The sequence below is a fragment of the Pseudomonas sp. PS02290 genome, from assembly GCF_029960075.1.
In the GTDB taxonomy this organism is placed as follows: Bacteria; Pseudomonadota; Gammaproteobacteria; order Pseudomonadales; family Pseudomonadaceae; genus Aquipseudomonas.
This window is the reverse complement of sequence record NZ_JASCOY010000011.1, coordinates 1-15,502: the sequence shown is the minus strand read 5'-3', so window position 1 is coordinate 15,502 and position 15,502 is coordinate 1. Positions and strand designations below refer to the sequence as shown.

The following is a 15,502-nucleotide window of genomic DNA, read 5'->3' as shown; positions in this document are numbered from 1 at the left end:
GGTCGCTGGCTCGGCGGCGGGGGCTTTGGACGGCAGCGCCTTATGCGGCGCGGCCTGCTGCAGATAACCGCGCAACAACAGATGCACCTGCAAGCGTCCGGCGCCGCCAGTGGCGGGGGCGGTTGTGGCGCGGCGAATGCTCAGGTTGTCGATGAACAGGAACGGCTGGCCGTATTCCAGTTCGTGCAGCAAGCCCACCAGCGGCTCCATGGCGCAGTCCAGGGTCAGGCTGACTTTGACTTGACGATAGGGCTCGGCACTGTCGCGCTCGGGGGTGATCGGCATGCGCTGGGTGACCTGGCAACCGGGGCCCTGATCGGCGTGGGCCTTGACCAGATCGAGGCTGCGCTGCATCAAATCGGCCGCCACGGCGCTCGGGTCTTCGCCGGGCAACAGGCTGCTGCGGCTTGACGGGTCGCGGCGGGCCGCCTGCAATTGCTGCTCAAGGCTGTCGCGCTGGGCGAGGGCGCCGGCGTAGCGTTGTTCCTGTTGGCGCAGAGTGTCGGCCTGGTCCTGCAGGTCGCTCAACGGATCGAGAAACCAGCTTTGCACCAACAGCCACCACGCCGCCCAAAGGACCAGGGCCAGCGCGATGAGCGCGGCGCCGCGACGTTCACGGGGGGTCAGTTCACGGCGCATCGGCGGACTCCTTGCGCAACTGGGCGCGCAGGGAAAAGCGCTCTTTGCCGGTCTGCGCGTCGGGCTGAATGATCCCCTGGAACTGCGCGTCGGTGAGGGTGCGGCAGTCTTTCATGCGGCTAATGAGGGCGCTGGCCTTGGCGCTCTGGCCGGTGATCGACACGCTGCCGCCGTCAGAGATTTCCAGCTGCTCGACCCAAGTGTCAGCGCCCAGGCAACCGGTGAGGTCGGCGAGCACGTTGGAGGTGGTCGGCTGCGCGGCCTTTTGCTGGGCCAGATAGCGCGCGGCGCCCTGGGTGTTGATCAGTTCGCGGCGCAGGTTCTGCACTGCTTGCACTTGGCTGCGTTGCTCGTCGACGTGCTGTTGCATCGCTTCGACCTGGGCCGTGCGTGCATTCAGCCAGAGCACCATGCAGGTCAGCAGCAAGGCGCCACAGACCACGGCGAGGAAACGCGGCAGGCGCGCGGAACCTGCAGATGCCGGCTTCAGCTCGGCCGGCAGCAGATCAACGTTGAGCCGTTCGCCTTTGCCGTTGCGCGCATCCACGGCATACAGCGGCAGGCCGCGTGCCTTGCAGGTGTCGATGACCGGCTGCAAACGCTCGCGCAGCACCGCCACCAGCAGCACCTGCGCCAGGGTTTTGCCCTTGGCGGTGACGCGCGCGACGTACTGCATCTGCTCGCGGGGGTAGGGCGTGTATTTGTCCAGCTCGAAACCGACCACGCTGTGCAGGTCCCGCAGCGCCGCCAGCGGCAGTTGCAGCGGCTGCGCCAGGACCATGCCGGCGGGGAGCATCAGGATCAGCCGCTCGCCGGTTTCGTGGGCAATGTGCTCGGGCAAGGGCCAGTCAATCAGCCGCTCGCGCACCTGGGGCATCAGCCGGGCGCGGACGCTTGCGGGCAGCAGCGCCTGCAACTCCTCGAGCCAGGCCTGCCACACGTGCTGCGCCGGGCTGTCACGCCACTGACTGCGCACCCGGGCCTGCAAGGGCGCCAGCTGCTGTAAAAGTGATTGCTTCATTCTTGCCAACGCAGAACGCGATACGGTCGCGCTCCCTCCTTCGATGGGTTCAATAACAACGTGACGTTGAGCGTCGTGGTGTAACCGCCGGGCAATGTCGCCTGGCTTCGAATACTGACGACCGGGCCGGCGTCTTCGGTTGCGGGGCCCGCTTGCGGCAGCCCCAGCGCTTGCCGCAGCCAGGGCGATGCCATGCGCGGATCGGGCGCGGTCAGGCCGCTCCATAACGTGACGTGCGGGCTGGCGCACTGGTACAGCGGCTGGCCGATGCCCGGCAGTTCGCGCACTTCCTCGACCATCCGCAGCGGCGCCCGGCCGCCGCCGCGACGCTGCTCCAGGCCCTGGGCCACTTGCCGGGCCAGGTCCGGACTCGCCCCGCACGCCACCAGCAGGCGGGCGAAGGATTCCGCCGGTGCCGCGTTGAGGTCCAGCTTGCCGGTCTCGCTGCCGAGACTTACTGCCATCGCGGCCTCATCGAAACGCAATCCATGGGGCTGGTTGTCGGCTTTCCAGTGCCGTTGCGGGTCGCGGTCCAGTTGCGCCAGCACCGCCATGCCGATACCGGCTTCTGCGGCGAGTACCGCCTGGGTGTGCTGGCGTTGCCACAGGGCCTGACGGTTCTGCAGGTGCACCCAGCCCAGCAAACCGGCGAGCAGGGTACTGAGCAGCGCCAGCACCCACAACACCAGGAGCAGCGCGACGCCCTTTTGCCGACGGCCTGTCATAACGTGTGCGCCTCGCCGGACAAATCCAGGCGCAGATTGATGCTTTGCAGCGGCCACGGCACGGGACCGGCCAGTTGCGCGTCGATGCGCACGCTGACGGGCAGGCGTCCCGGCCATGGCCAGTGATCCAGCCACGCGGTTGATTCGCCGGTGGGCGACACACCGCGGTAACTCAGTTGCAGCGCGCGCACTTCATGCAACAACACCTGGGGTTCTTCGGCCGGCAGCAAGGCCTGACCGCGCAAGCGCTCCAGGCTGATCTGCAAACGCTGACCGGCCGCCAGCGTCACGCTGTGCCGGTACAAACCTCCGCCTAATGTGGCGGGCAGCGGCGCATAAAAGCTCATGGCCTGGGCGTCGCCCTCGAACACCGGCGCCTGACCGGGCTCGGCCCCGCCGGCCGCGAGGGGTAGGGCCTGACCGATGGCGCTGCGCAGGAAATTCTGTGTCGAACGTATTTCGTCCAGCCGCGTGCTGTAACGCTCGGCCTTGGCCATGGCGCGGTTGGCCCCGGTGATCGCCGCTCCGACCATGGTCAGCAGCACCCCGAGCAGGCTCAGCACCACCAGCACTTCGAGCAGCGTAAAACCCTGGCTTCGACGCGTCATTGCCCTGCACCCGAGTCAGCACTGCGCACTTGCAGGCTGCTGTAATGGGCGCGGCGCGCTCCGTCGTTCACTTCGAGATCCAGCCGCCATGCCGTCGCCGGGCTGTTGCCGCGGGGCAGCGCGCTGACGTCCATCTGCCAGTTCACGCCGCTCCACTTGCCCTCGGTCCGGCCCGGCTGCAAGTGACCGGCGCTGGCTTCATCAATCAGCGAACGCGCGGCCAGGCTTAACCGGTCACTGCGTTGCGCCTGCTGCAGGGCCCGTGCGCTCTGCCCGAAGGCGACCACCAGCACGCTGCTGCACACCGCCAGCACGGCGAGGGCAGCGAGCATTTCCAGTAATGTGAAACCGCGCTGACGCCTCAATTGAGCGTGCGCAACTGAACGTTGCCGGTCAGCCAGTTGATGTCGACGCGCCAATGTTTGTCGCCCCGGGCCAGTAACAGATGGCCGCCGCTGGAACCGCCGTCCGGGTAGAACTCGAACGCCGGGCCCAGGCCGTCAGCGGTCTGCAGTTGCACCCGCATGTCGGTGGGCAGTTGCACCGGCTTCAGTTGCGGGCCTTGAAGCCGACCGTTGCGCAGATCAAAGCGCGTCTGCGCCGGTTGCCCGGTGACGATCGCCTGCACCCGCGCCGCGCGCAGTGACTGCACCACCTCGCTCAACGCCCGGCGCTCACTGGCCGCGTGCAAACCCCGACCCACGCCAAAGCTCACCAGCCCGACGCTGATGCCGATCAGAACGATCACCACCAGCAATTCGAACAGGGTGAAGCCGCGGGCGCGGGGCAGGGCGTGCATGTTATTCCCAGTTACCGATGTCGGCCTTGTAGCCGTCACCGCCAGGCTGGCCGTCCTGACCGTAGAAGATCAGGTCAAAGCTGCCGTGCTCGCCCGGGTAGCGATAGCCGAATGCGTGGCCGAACGGGTCTTTCAGGTCCGAAGGCTTGGCGTACGGACCGGCCCAACCGGTGGCATTGGCCGGCTTGGTCACCAGCTGCTGCAGATTGGCCGGCGGCGTACCGACGTCCAGGCCGTAGCTTTCGACTTTCATGCCGAGGCTGGCGAGTTGCGCCTTGCCTGCGCCGTATTTGCCCTTGTCGACGTTGCCGCCGACCTGACGCACGACGATGGTGGCGACGATGCCCAGCAGCACGATCACGGCGAGCATTTCCAGCAGGGTGAAACCGCCCTGGCGACGGCCTTGGGCAGCGTTGAATCGGGACATGTCTATTTCCTCAAATGTTACTGGTAAGGCTCATCAGCGGCAGCATGATGGCGAGCATGATCACCGCCACCATCACCGCCATGACAACAGTCAGGCTCGGCACCAGCGCCGCGAGCAGGCGGTCGATGCCGCGCTTGGCCTCGACGTCGAACACGTCGGCGACCTTGAGCAGCATGCCGTCCAGGTTGCCGGCCTGTTCGCCGACTTCGATCATCTGCAGGGCCAGCTCCGGCAGCAGCGGTTGCTCGCCGAACGCCTGGGCAAGCGTGCCGCCACCCTTGACCCACTCGGTGGCCTGCTCGACCTGGGCGCGCAGGGCGTAATTGCCGCAGACCTGACGGACGATGGTCATCGCCTGCAACAGCGCAACGCCGTTGCTCAGCAGGGTGCCGAGGGTTCGGGCCAGACGCGCGGCTTCGATCCGCTGCAACAGCGGCCCGATGACTTTAATGAACAGCAGGCGCCGGTCGTGACGCTGACGTCGCTGGGGATCTCGGCGCAGCACGGCGACGGTCCAGATCAGCCCGACGATCGCACCGAGCAGCAGCAATCCATAGGCGCTGAGAAATTCACCCAGCCACAAAATGGCTTGGGTGATGAAGGGAATCGGTACGCCCAGATCGCGAAAGATCGGCACGAACTGCGGCACCACGTAGGCCAGCAGCAGGGCCAGCGAACCCAGCACGCCGACCACCAGAAAGATCGGGTAGATCAGCGCATTGATGACTTCGCCGCGCAGCATCTGGCTGCGTTCAAGGTAATCGCTGAGCTGGCGCAGGGTGTTTTCCAGGGACCCGCCGGCTTCGCCCGCGCGCACCATGCTGATGTACAGGCTAGAAAACTGGCCGTGCTCTTCTTCCAGCGCCTGGCTCAAGGGTTTACCGGCCTTGACCTGTTCGCGAATGCGTTCGAGCAGTGCCTGGCGCTTGGGTTCGTGGGTCTGCTTGAGGAGGATGGTCAGGGCGCGTTCCAGCGGCTGGCCGGCACCGAGCAGGGTCGCCAGTTGCTGGGTGAAACTCACCAGCGCCGCGCCGTTCATCGCACCCCGGCGCATGGCCGCGCGCAGGCCGCTGTTGGCACTGGCTTCGAGGCTGAGCAGCAACAGGCCGCGCTTGTGCAGAATCGCGGTGGCTGCGTTTTGATCAGCCGCTTCGAGGGTGCCGTGTTGGGCGACGCCGTCGGCATCCAGTGCGCGGTATTTGAAATGGGCCATGGTCAGTCGCCACGCGTAACGCGCAGCACCTCTTCAAGGGAGGTCACGCCGGCCACTGCCTGACGCAGGCCTTCCTCATATAAGGTGCGCAGGCCCCCGCGACGGGCGGCTTGCTCCAGCGTCGAGGCATCGGCCTGGCGCATCAGCAGGCCGCGCAACTCTTCATTCATCACCAGCAATTCGGTGATGGCGCTACGGCCGTGATAACCGCCGCCGGGCAATTCGCTGGCGGGACGATAAAGAGTAATCGGGCGCTGATCGGTGAAGCGATCCAGCCCGTGCTCGGCGACCAGTTCCTGCGGTGCTTCAAAGGCGATGCGCGTGAGCGGATCCAGCCTGCGCACCAGCCGCTGGGCCAGAATGCCTTTAACGGTGGACGCGATCAGGTAGCTTTCGACGCCCATGTCCAGCAATCGCGTGATACTCGCGGCGGCACTGTTGGTGTGCAGGGTCGAGAGCACCAGGTGACCGGTCAGCGACGATTGGATGGCGATGCGGCAGGTTTCCAGGTCGCGCATCTCGCCGATCATGATCACGTCCGGGTCCTGGCGGACAATGGAGCGCAGGGCGCCGGCGAAGTCCAGGCCGATGGCTGGCTTCACTTGAATCTGATTGATGCCCTCAAGCTGATACTCGACCGGGTCTTCAACGGTGATGATCTTGCGCTCGGCGGTGTTGAGCCGTGACAGCGCAGTGTAGAGCGTGGTGGTTTTGCCGGAACCGGTGGGGCCCGTCACCAACAGAATGCCGTGGGGGTTTTCCAGCACGTCGAGGAAGTTCTGCAGGCGCTCGCCGTCCATGCCCAGGCTGGGGAAGTCAAAGCTGACGGTCTGCCGATCCAGCAGACGCATCACCACCGACTCGCCGAAACTGGTGGGCACCGTGCTCACCCGCAGGTCCAGCTCTTTGCCCTGGATGCGCAGCATGATGCGGCCGTCCTGGGGCAGGCGACGCTCGGCGATGTCCAGCCGCGCCATGATCTTCAGTCGCGAAATGATCGCCGCTGATGAACTGGACGGTGGAGCCTCGGCTTCGTGGAGCACGCCGTCGATGCGATAGCGCACTTTCAGCTGGCTTTCGAACGGCTCTATATGAATGTCCGAGGCGCGTTGCTCGACGGCTCGCTGCAGGATCAGGTTGACCAGTCGAATGACCGGCGCCTCGGACGCCAGGTCCTTGAGGTGTTCGATGTCTTCTTCGGCGCCGCCGTGTTCGTCGAGGGTTTCGATCAGCGAGCCCATGGCCGAACGGCCCTGGCCGTAATAACGCTCGATCAGCCCGTCGACCTCACTGCCAGTACCCACCGACACATACACCGGCGCCTGGCAGGCGTAGGCCACGGCGTCCAGCCCGTAGGCATTGCCCGGGTTGGCTGCCAGCAAATGCACGCCATCGGCATGGGCGCCAATGGGCAGCAGGCGATAGTGGCGCAGAAAGCGCTCGCTCAATTCCGGCAGCGGTTCACCCGACAGCGTCACGTTTTCCGCCAGCAGCAAGGGCGCTTGCAGCGTCGAGGCCCACGCCCTGGCCAGGTCCAGTTCCGAGACCAGCCCCAGGCGGGTCAGCAATTCGGTGAGCGAGCTGCCTTCGGATTCCTGGGCCAGCCGCTGTGCCCGTTCCAGATCACCTGTCTTCAGCCCGGCATTGGCCAACAGCCACGCACACAGCGCTTCGGCCGTGTGCGCGGTCAGTTGTTGGCTATTGATAGGGGACAGTTTTATGGACACAACGGGGATTCAAATAAGTGAGGCCTCTGACGAGACCTCGGGGTGATGTATAAACAGCCGTAATAAAACAGTAACTAACGGAGTGCGTTAGTTTGTCGCAGACGACGTATTAGCGGTCGGACGGCCACGCTTGTTTTCATCAGCCTGATTCTGTTTGGTGGCTTTCACGGTGGTGGCATCTTTTTGTGTTTGCGTCATGACAGTGGAATCTGCTGCGCCGGAAACAGTTTCCTGAGTATCGGAGTCAGCGGCCATTGTTGCAGTTGCAAACGACAGGGTCAGTGCAGCGATGGCGCCCAGTACTGGCAGTTTCATGTGATGTTTCTCCAATGTTTGTCATGTGTTTGAAATGATCGCAACGCTGGCTTCAGCGTGGGCCCACCGCTCGTTTCAGGGGTGAAACCCAGTGTTTACGGGGTTTCAGGCATTGAGCGGTGAAAATTGCTAAACCTACAGACCTGTAGGTTTAGCAAGAGTTCAGATGATGTATCAAAAAATGTCGAGTTTGTTGAAGATTGATTTTTTTGTTTGACATCAATTGAAAACAATTGCCTTAATTTAAACGTCTCGGGCAACGCTCGTGCAGTTCGGTGGCTCATCGCCATTAACGTTAGTTACAGAAGATCAAATTGCCCACACTCATCGTCACGTTGTAACGCCACTTTCCCGTTCACCGATGTTCTTTCGAGAACTTCGGTATAGGCCGAGTCATGCCTGAATTAAAGGCTTGTGGCGTGTCAACTGCGACAAATGAGCGCGGGTGATACTTGGAGAGCGTCCCCTATGCGAAACCGTAAAACTTTCGGTGCCCACTCGGCACTGGCTTTGTTGAGCCTGGCTATCTGCCACGCCAACGCAGCCGACACCACGACCCAAGAGCAACTGGCGGCCAAGGAACTGCGCGCTGACAAAGCGGCAGAAAAAACCCTGGCGAAGATGACTCAGGAAGAAAAGCTGGCCTACATCGGCGGCATCGGTGGTTGGGACGTCAAGCCGCTGACCCAGTACGGCGTGCCACAGATCCACGGCGCCGACGGTGGCGCGGGCATCCGTTACACCAGCGAAGGCAACGATCCGGGCGTGGTCTATCCCTCCGGCCCGAACCTGGCGGCCACCTTCAACCCGCGTCGCGCCATTGATTTCGGCCGCGCCCTGGGCTACGACACTGCCAGCGGCGGCTACCAGTTCGTCACCGGTCCAGGCATGAACCTGTACCGCATGCCGTGGAGCGGCCGTGCCTTCGAATACCTCTCCGGTGAAGACCCGTTCCTCGGCGCAAGCCTGGGCCCTGCGGTCATCAACGGTATCCAGCAGCGTCGCGTCTGGGCGGAAGCCAAGCACTACGCCGGTAACGACCAGGAAACCAACCGCTTCATCCTCAACCAGGTCATGCCTGAGCGCGTTCTGCGCGAGATGACCCTGCCGCCGTTCGAATCCGCCACCAAGAACAGCACCGTGGCGATGATGATGTGCTCGTTCCAGAAAGTGAACGGCGAGTACGCCTGCGAGAACAAGCACCTGATCGCCGACATCCTGAAGAAGGAATGGGGCTTCAAGGGCCTGGTGCAGAGTGACTACAACGCCGTCGTCCACGGTCTGCCAGCGGCACAAGCCGGCACCGACCTGGACATGATGGGCGGCCAGATGAACAGTTCGGTACTTAAGCCGTACCTGGACAGCGGCGAGCTGGACATGGCGACCATCGACGACAAGGTCCGCCGCATCCTGAAGAACATCTACCTGTATCAGTTCGACAAGTTTGCACCGCTGACCACGCACAACATGAACAGCGCCACCAGCAACAAGGTCGCTCTGAACATCGCTCGCGAAGGCATCGTGCTGCTGAAAAACCAGGGCGACGTGCTGCCACTGGACAAGAACAAGGTCAAGCGCATCGCTGTCGTTGGCGACCTGGCCAAGTACGCGCCGCCGACCGGTTTCGGCAGTGCTCACGTTGACGCCACCCGTTACATCAGCGAGCTGAGCGGTCTGCGTCAGATCGCCCCGGGCGCCCAGGTCGAGTTCCTCGACACGCTGTCCCTTGATCCGACTGCCATGCACTGGACCACCACCGACAGCAAAGGCAACAGCGTCGCTGGCATGAAGACCGAGTACTTCAACAACGCCACCTGGTCCGGCGACCCGTCGGCCACCCAGATCGACACCTACGTCAATCTGGACTGGTCCACCGACAGCGTGCCGAGCAACGGCGACACCGCCAATACCTCCATTCGCTGGAGCGGTCAGGTCACCCCGACCATCAGCGGCGACCAGGTCTTCAAAGTCCGTGCCGACGGCGCCGTGCGTCTGTGGGTCAACGGCGAGAAGATCATCGACAACGGCGACGGTGAGAACATCACCAACAAGAGCATTCCGCCGACCATCCCTGTTTCCGGCAAGATCAAGCTGGAAGCTGGCAAGGCTTACGACGTGAAGCTTGAGTACTCGCGCCGTGACGGTTACCTGTCGACCATGGGCGGCCTGGTGGGCGTGCAGATGTCGACCGCTTCGCTGACCGCACCTTCCGACCTGTCGCAATACGACGCGGTCGTGGTTGCCGTGGGTAACAGCGCCGAATACGAAGGTGAAGGTTTCGACCACAGCTTCGATCTGCCTGAGTACCAGAACGAGCTGATCCAGAACATCGCCAAGGCCAACCCGAACACCGTGGTGACTATGCACGGCGGTACCGCGCTGAAAATGAGCGACTGGATCGACCAGGTGCCGGCTGCGCTGCACGCGTTCTACCCGGGTCAGAACGGCGGTCAGGCCCTGGCCGAGATTCTGTTCGGCAAGGTCAACCCGTCGGGCAAGCTGCCGATCAGTATCGAGCGCAACATCGAAGACAATCCGCTGTACAAGGATTTCCCTGCCTTCGATAACACACGCACCAAGGTCAAGGAAATCACCTACGCCCACGACCTGACCATGCTCGGCTACCGTGGCTACGACAAGACCAACACCAAACCGCTGTTCGCCTTCGGTCACGGCCTGTCGTACACCCAGTTCACTTACAACAACATCTCGGTCACCCCGGGCGTTGCAGTGGGCAACACGCCGATCAAGGTCTCGTTCGACCTGACCAACAGCGGCAAGCGTGCCGGTTCCGAAGTCGCCGAGCTGTACGTCGGCCAGCAGAACCCGAAAGTCGAGCGCGCCGTCAAGGAGCTGAAAGGCTACAAGAAGGTCTTCCTGCAGCCGGGCGAAACCCGTCACGTCACCATCGAACTGAACGATCGTTCGCTGGCGTACTTCGACGAGGCAAGCAAGCAGTGGGTGATCGATGCCGACACCTTCAACATCAGCCTGGGCGCGGCTTCGGACGACATCCGTCTGAATGCCAAGCTGGTCAACCCGTTCCGTCAGGAACTGTCGACCACCACCAGCAACCCGCTGCCACGTTCGGCGCTGAACTCGGTCAAAGTGACCCTGCCAGCGGTGAAGACCGGCGGTGTGCTTGATCAGACCGAAGACACCGACGCAGCCAATGGCAACACGGACTACGACGGCAACACCGAGTACTGATTGATCGCAACGGGAAAGGGCTGAGCAACAGGTCGGCGCCGGGGACTTGATCCCGGCGCTGGCTGAGGCCTGAACCCGAGTGACAACCTGAGCTTGAGAAACAGAGAATGAGGCGATCCGGCCAGCCCGGATCGCCTCATTTTTTATGCGCGGATATCGCGCTCGACCTGTGCCATGTAACTGTCGAAACGCTGCACCAGATCCACCGTCTCGGGGAAGCGCAGCCATTGCAGCTGCAGCCCGTCCATCATCGCCAGTATCTGGTGAACGATCGCGTCCAGATCCACATCCCCACGCACTTCGCCGGTGGCCACCAGATGGTCGAGCCGGGCGCGCATGCGTCCGTGAATCGTCACATAGCGGGACTGAAACCATTCCCACCCCGGATGGCTGTCCACCAGGCTTTCGGCGTTCAGCATGCTGAACGCGCGAATCACGCCGGGCGCCGTCGCGTTGGAACGGTTGATCTGCCGGAGGCCGCTGACGAAGCCCTGCAGCGTCGGCTCGCTGTGCAGGTTGCTGATCACTTTGTGGTTGACCTCGTCTCGACGGGCGAGCACGCCCATCAGCAGAGCGACCTTGTTCGGGAAGTGATGCAGCACGCCCGCCACCGAGATGCCGACAATGTCGGCGATGCGGGCAATGGAGGCGCCGGTGTAGCCCTCCAGCGAAAACAATTGCAGCGCAGCGTCGAGCAGCTCTTCGCGGCGTTTCTCACCCTTGGGGGCGCGACGGGTGCGGGGGAGTGTGTCTGACGTATTTCCTGTCATCGGGTTTACCTGGCGTCTCCATGATTTGCAGGTGTCTGGGCGTTTCGGCAGGCCTGTCCCGACGCCGGGTTGCGAGGAAGCAACGGACGGCAAGGCGCGGCAAGTCGTCGCGGGTGCTGAAACGGCACGCTCTGTTTAAGGGTGCGACCGGGTTTTGGCAAGCGAAAACTGATATTCAGGACTGCCGGCAGGCGGGTGCCACCGTTCGGGTGAGCCCTGTCCAGAAAGTGGGAACTCCCGCCGCGCGTGCCTCTCCTTTGAAGTAACTGACATACAAGGAGGATTCACTGTGAACGAACAAGCCAATCCGGGAATTGCCTATCTGATCGAATGCGCCGAGGAGACGACGATTGATTCGCGGCTGTTTGCCATTTACGAAGCCCTGGCCGAAGCGGGCGGGCTGATCCCGCAGGAATACTTGATCAAGGTGGCGCGCGAGACCACCGCAGGCCCCAAACAGCAGTTACTGATCAGGCTGATCGGCAGAGCCAGTCGCGCCCAGGTCCACTGATCAGGCGCGGCCCCCCGTATTGGCCCGCTGACGCCGATTGAACCCTTTCACGACCCGGAGCGCTTGCCCCGTCGGCAACGCTCCGAGCAGTAACGCACCTCGTCCCAGCAGCGCGCCCATTTCTTCCGCCAGGTGAACGGCAGCCCGCACACCACGCAGGTCTTTACCGGCAGCTCGCTCTTCTTCAAATCGCCTCTCCGGCGTCGAGCTTGCCCAGCAGGGACTCGCCCCTTTGCCACAGCGCGTCCTGCTTTGCTTCAGTCATCCGGTCGAGGTTCTTGTAAACCATGCCCATCCGTTGATTGGCGCGCAGCAGGTTGCTGTGGCGCATCACGAAATGCCAGTACAGCGAATTGAACGGGCAGGCGTCCTCCGTCGTGCTTTCCTTGACCTTGTACGCGCAGCTGCCGCAGTAATCGGACATCCGCTTGATGTACTGGCCGCTGGCGCAATAGGGCTTGGAACCCAGATAACCGCCGTCGGCGTGCATGACCATGCCGAGGGTGTTGGGCAGCTCGACCCAGTCGAAGGCGTCCATGTAAATCGCCAGGTACCACTCGCAGATCTCTTTGGGCGCGATGCCGGCCAGCAGGGCGAAGTTGCCGGTGACCATCAGCCGCTGAATGTGATGAGCGTAGGCGTGTTCAAGGCTCTGGCCGATGGCCTGGCTCATGCAGTTCATCTTGGTCTGCCCGGTCCAGTAGAACTCCGGCAGCGCCCGGGTATTGCCGAATGAGTTGCCGTCGGCGTAATCCGGCATCTTCAGCCAGTAAACGCCGCGCACGTATTCCCGCCAGCCGATCAGTTGGCGGATGAAGCCTTCAGCGGCGTTTAGCGCGACGCCGCCCGACCAGTAGGCCGACTCGACGTCGCTGCACAGCTGGCGCAGATCCAGCAAACCGATGTTCAGCGCCGCACTGATGCGCGCGTGGAAGAGGAAGGGCTCGTCCATCGCCATGGCGTCCTGATAGTCGCCGAAGGCCGCCAGCCCATAATCGAGAAAGTACTGCCACAGCGCCTGGGCGTCGGCGTGGGTCACCGGGTAGTCAAAATTGTCCAGAGAGCCGTAGTGACTGGCGAATCGCTCACGCACCAGTTCCAGCACGTCGCGGGTGATGGCGTCCGGTGCGAAGCGCGCCGGGTAGGGCGCCGAGACCCGCTTCGGCAGCGCCTTGCGGTTTTCCGCGTCGAAGTTCCAGGCACCGCCTACGGGCGTGCCGTCGCTGTTGAGCAGCAGGCGCTGCTTGCGGCGCATCTCGCGGTAGAAGAATTCCATGCGCAGCTGGACCTTGCCGCTGGCCCATTTGGCAAACTCTTCGCGGGAGCACAGAAAGCGTGTGTCGCTGTGCCAGACCAGCGGCAGGCTGCATTCCCTTATGGACTGCTCCAGACGCCAGTCGCCGCATTCGGTGGCGTGGACTTCTTCGGCCTGCAAGGACGCATGCCAGCGCTGCAATTCAGTCGGCACCGAGCCGGTGTTCAGCGGGTCGTCCAGCGTCACGTACTGAACGATGATGCCGCGCTCCTGCAGCGCCTGGGCGAAATGGCGCATGGCGCTGAAGATCAGGGCGATCTTTTGCGGGTGATGGGCGACGTGGGTGGCTTCTTCCATGACCTCGACCATCAGCACGGCGTCGCGCTCGGCGTCGAGTTCGGCGAGGCAGGCCAGGTCGAAGGACAGCTGATCGCCGAGAACCAGGCACAGGCGGCGGACAGGCATCATCGATTGTTACCGCGTGACGCGTCGGCACTGCGGGCTGTTGGCATGAATCGACGGAGGACAGATGAGAGAAGGTTGGGCACAGGATTCCTGAAGAGCAGGGAGTAATGGCGCCGAGCATAGCGGTTTGCCCGGCGCGCGGTCATGGGGCTAGCCGGATACGTGGCGCCGGACACACTGCATCAGGCCCTGCAACGGACCGGATTCCACCGGAGCGGGAACGCAGACCGTGCGCTCCCGGTCGCCTTCGCTGATGGTCAGCGTGTAATGCTGCATCCCGCGCAGCGCACGGGCGGGGTGTCGACCTTCCGGCAATGCGAAGAATTTGGACGCGTCGACCAGTTGTCGCAACTCCTTCTGGTCGCCCTCCGGCAGGGCGTCCACTTCAATGGTATTGGGCTTGTTCAAGCCCGGAAAATAGGCGACCCCGCCGCTTTCGCTGAATGAGATACGCATGTGGGTGGCTCCTTCTTTTGCCAGATGGCCATGGCGGATCATTGCGCATTGATGCCCACGGCCGCCCAACCTTCTTTTACCGCGATTTGGGCTTCTTCGCCTACACCGTACAGCCGGCCGGCCACATCGTGGGTGATCCGCGCAAAGCGCACGAAGCCGGCATTGGGTCGCAAACGTGAATCGCGCAACGCGTCGTACCAGATGCGCCCGGCCTTTTCCCAGGCATGGCCGCCAATGCGCGTCGCCACTTGATAAAACGCATGGTTGGGGATGCCCGAGTTGATGTGCACGCCGCCGTTGTCGTCGTAGGTGTGGACGAAGTCGTCCATGTGACCCGGTTGCGGGTCCTTGCCCAGCACCTTGTCATCGAACGCAGTGCCGGGGGCTTTCATCGAGCGCAGGGCGCTGCCGGTGATCTTGTCGGTGAACAGGCCTTCACCGATCAGCCAGCTGGCCTGCTCGGCGGTTTGTTTCAGGGCGTACTGCTTGATCAGCGAGCCGAACACGTCGGACATCGATTCGTTCAGCGCGCCGGCCTGGTTGAAGTAGACGAGCCCGGCTTCGTCTTCGGTGACGCCGTGGGCCAGTTCGTGGCCGATCACGTCGAGGGCGATGGTGAAGCGGTTGAACAGTGACTGGTCGCCGTCGCCGAAGACCATCTGCGCGGAGTTCCAGAAGGCGTTGTTGTAGCCCTTGCCGAAGTGCACGGTGGCGTCGAGGGCCATGCCGGCGTCGTCGATGGAGTTGCGGTCGAAGACGTCGAAGAAGAAGTCGAAGGTGGCGCCGAGGCCGTCGTAGGCTTCGTCGACGGCGATGTCGCCGCTGACGGGCTGGCCTTCGCCGCGGACGAGGGTGCCGGGCAGGGTTTCGCCGCCGTCGGCGGTGTAGATGGAGCGTCGTTTGCCGGTGGGGGCTACGGCGGCGAGGTGAACGAGGCGTCGATCGGGTTGTGCGCTGAGGCGCAGGGAGCGGAAGGTGTTGTCTTTGGCGCGCGTGCGCAGGGCCGCTTCGCGCTGGGCTTTGTTGCCGTTGCGGGCGATCTGGTCGAGCAGGTACGGGGGGATGAGGCAGAGGATGGGGTTACGGGTGTGGTTCCTGCACATGGGCAATGCTCCTGGGCTACATCGTTCGATTAAGCGACGCGTCGCGGTCTTGCTTTAATCGACAAGCCAGGGGGATCTCGCGTTCCCCAAGGTCAAAAGCGTCTGCCTGGGGGCAGACTGTTTCGCCTTCGGCGAGTTACTTGGAAAAGCACCCCAAGTAACCAAGGGTGCTTGCTCCTGGTTGGGCCCGACTTCGTCGGGTTCCTTCACTCCGGTCCCGGGGGGGGGGGGGGCCCCCCGCCCCCCCCCCCCCCGGGG

Annotated in this window: 16 protein-coding genes and 1 pseudogene; 2 read left to right on the top strand and 15 right to left on the bottom strand. The window is 63.3% G+C overall.

The annotated features are described in order from the left end of the window. Positions 1–48: 48 nt before the first annotated feature. From gspM to QMX88_RS08025, 10 genes and pseudogenes are all read right to left on the bottom strand, one after another. A pseudogene (gspM, locus tag QMX88_RS08070) lies at positions 49–639 on the bottom strand (type II secretion system protein GspM); the annotation flags it as partial. Beyond that, complete coding sequence (locus QMX88_RS08065) at positions 629–1,660, bottom strand: PilN domain-containing protein (protein WP_282368024.1); 1,032 nt, start codon at positions 1,658–1,660, stop codon at positions 629–631. The pseudogene gspM and the gene QMX88_RS08065, both read right to left, overlap by 11 nt. After that, positions 1,657–2,385: a type II secretion system protein GspK gene (locus QMX88_RS08060; RefSeq protein WP_282368022.1), complete on the bottom strand. Its 729-nt coding sequence runs from the start codon at positions 2,383–2,385 to the stop codon at positions 1,657–1,659. The genes QMX88_RS08065 and QMX88_RS08060 overlap by 4 nt, the downstream gene beginning before the upstream one ends. Further along, positions 2,382–2,993: a prepilin-type N-terminal cleavage/methylation domain-containing protein gene (locus QMX88_RS08055; RefSeq protein WP_192173596.1), complete on the bottom strand. Its 612-nt coding sequence runs from the start codon at positions 2,991–2,993 to the stop codon at positions 2,382–2,384. Before QMX88_RS08055 ends, QMX88_RS08060 begins: the two co-directional genes overlap by 4 nt. Then, on the bottom strand, positions 2,990–3,358 hold the full coding sequence (locus QMX88_RS08050) for a type II secretion system protein (protein ID WP_282368018.1): 369 nt from the start codon (positions 3,356–3,358) through the stop codon (positions 2,990–2,992). Before QMX88_RS08050 ends, QMX88_RS08055 begins: the two co-directional genes overlap by 4 nt. Continuing rightward, complete coding sequence (locus QMX88_RS08045; protein WP_192173598.1) at positions 3,355–3,792, bottom strand: GspH/FimT family pseudopilin; 438 nt, start codon at positions 3,790–3,792, stop codon at positions 3,355–3,357. Before QMX88_RS08045 ends, QMX88_RS08050 begins: the two co-directional genes overlap by 4 nt. Position 3,793: 1 nt before the next feature. Continuing rightward, positions 3,794–4,219: a type II secretion system major pseudopilin GspG gene (gene gspG, locus QMX88_RS08040; protein WP_192173599.1), complete on the bottom strand. Its 426-nt coding sequence runs from the start codon at positions 4,217–4,219 to the stop codon at positions 3,794–3,796. Between the two features lie 10 nt (positions 4,220–4,229). After that, entirely contained in the window at positions 4,230–5,432 is a 1,203-nt protein-coding gene (gene gspF, locus QMX88_RS08035; protein ID WP_282368013.1) for a type II secretion system inner membrane protein GspF, read from the bottom strand. 2 nt (positions 5,433–5,434) lie between these two features. Beyond that, a complete protein-coding gene (gspE, locus tag QMX88_RS08030; protein ID WP_282368186.1) occupies positions 5,435–7,153 on the bottom strand; it encodes a type II secretion system ATPase GspE in 1,719 nt (572 codons plus the stop codon). 93 nt (positions 7,154–7,246) lie between these two features. Beyond that, complete coding sequence (locus QMX88_RS08025; protein WP_282368011.1) at positions 7,247–7,474, bottom strand: hypothetical protein; 228 nt, start codon at positions 7,472–7,474, stop codon at positions 7,247–7,249. Positions 7,475–7,942: 468 nt separating this feature from the next. Between QMX88_RS08025 and QMX88_RS08020 the strand changes: the two genes are divergently transcribed. Further along, positions 7,943–10,684, top strand: a complete 2,742-nt coding sequence (locus QMX88_RS08020; protein WP_282368009.1) for a beta-glucosidase — start codon at positions 7,943–7,945, stop codon at positions 10,682–10,684. A gap of 143 nt (positions 10,685–10,827) precedes the next feature. Here QMX88_RS08020 and QMX88_RS08015 read toward each other — a convergent pair whose 3' ends face one another. After that, on the bottom strand, positions 10,828–11,454 hold the full coding sequence (locus QMX88_RS08015) for a TetR/AcrR family transcriptional regulator (protein ID WP_282368006.1): 627 nt from the start codon (positions 11,452–11,454) through the stop codon (positions 10,828–10,830). A gap of 289 nt (positions 11,455–11,743) precedes the next feature. On the opposite strand from QMX88_RS08015, the gene QMX88_RS08010 reads away from it, so the two are divergent. Then, on the top strand, positions 11,744–11,965 hold the full coding sequence (locus tag QMX88_RS08010) for a hypothetical protein (RefSeq protein WP_192173604.1): 222 nt from the start codon (positions 11,744–11,746) through the stop codon (positions 11,963–11,965). Between the two features lie 47 nt (positions 11,966–12,012). Here QMX88_RS08010 and QMX88_RS08005 read toward each other — a convergent pair whose 3' ends face one another. The 4 genes from QMX88_RS08005 to QMX88_RS07990 all read right to left on the bottom strand — a co-directional run bounded on the left by QMX88_RS08005 (position 12,013) and on the right by QMX88_RS07990 (position 15,244). After that, positions 12,013–12,153 (bottom strand): DUF2256 domain-containing protein, encoded by a 141-nt coding sequence (locus tag QMX88_RS08005; protein WP_192173605.1) that lies wholly within the window; start codon positions 12,151–12,153, stop codon positions 12,013–12,015. Then, a complete protein-coding gene (locus tag QMX88_RS08000; RefSeq protein WP_282368003.1) occupies positions 12,150–13,688 on the bottom strand; it encodes a cryptochrome/photolyase family protein in 1,539 nt (512 codons plus the stop codon). Before QMX88_RS08000 ends, QMX88_RS08005 begins: the two co-directional genes overlap by 4 nt. A gap of 147 nt (positions 13,689–13,835) precedes the next feature. Further along, positions 13,836–14,141, bottom strand: coding sequence for a protealysin inhibitor emfourin (locus tag QMX88_RS07995; RefSeq protein ID WP_192173607.1), 306 nt, complete (start codon positions 14,139–14,141; stop codon positions 13,836–13,838). Positions 14,142–14,179: 38 nt separating this feature from the next. Continuing rightward, positions 14,180–15,244: a M4 family metallopeptidase gene (locus QMX88_RS07990; protein WP_192173608.1), complete on the bottom strand. Its 1,065-nt coding sequence runs from the start codon at positions 15,242–15,244 to the stop codon at positions 14,180–14,182. Positions 15,245–15,502: the final 258 nt, after the last annotated feature.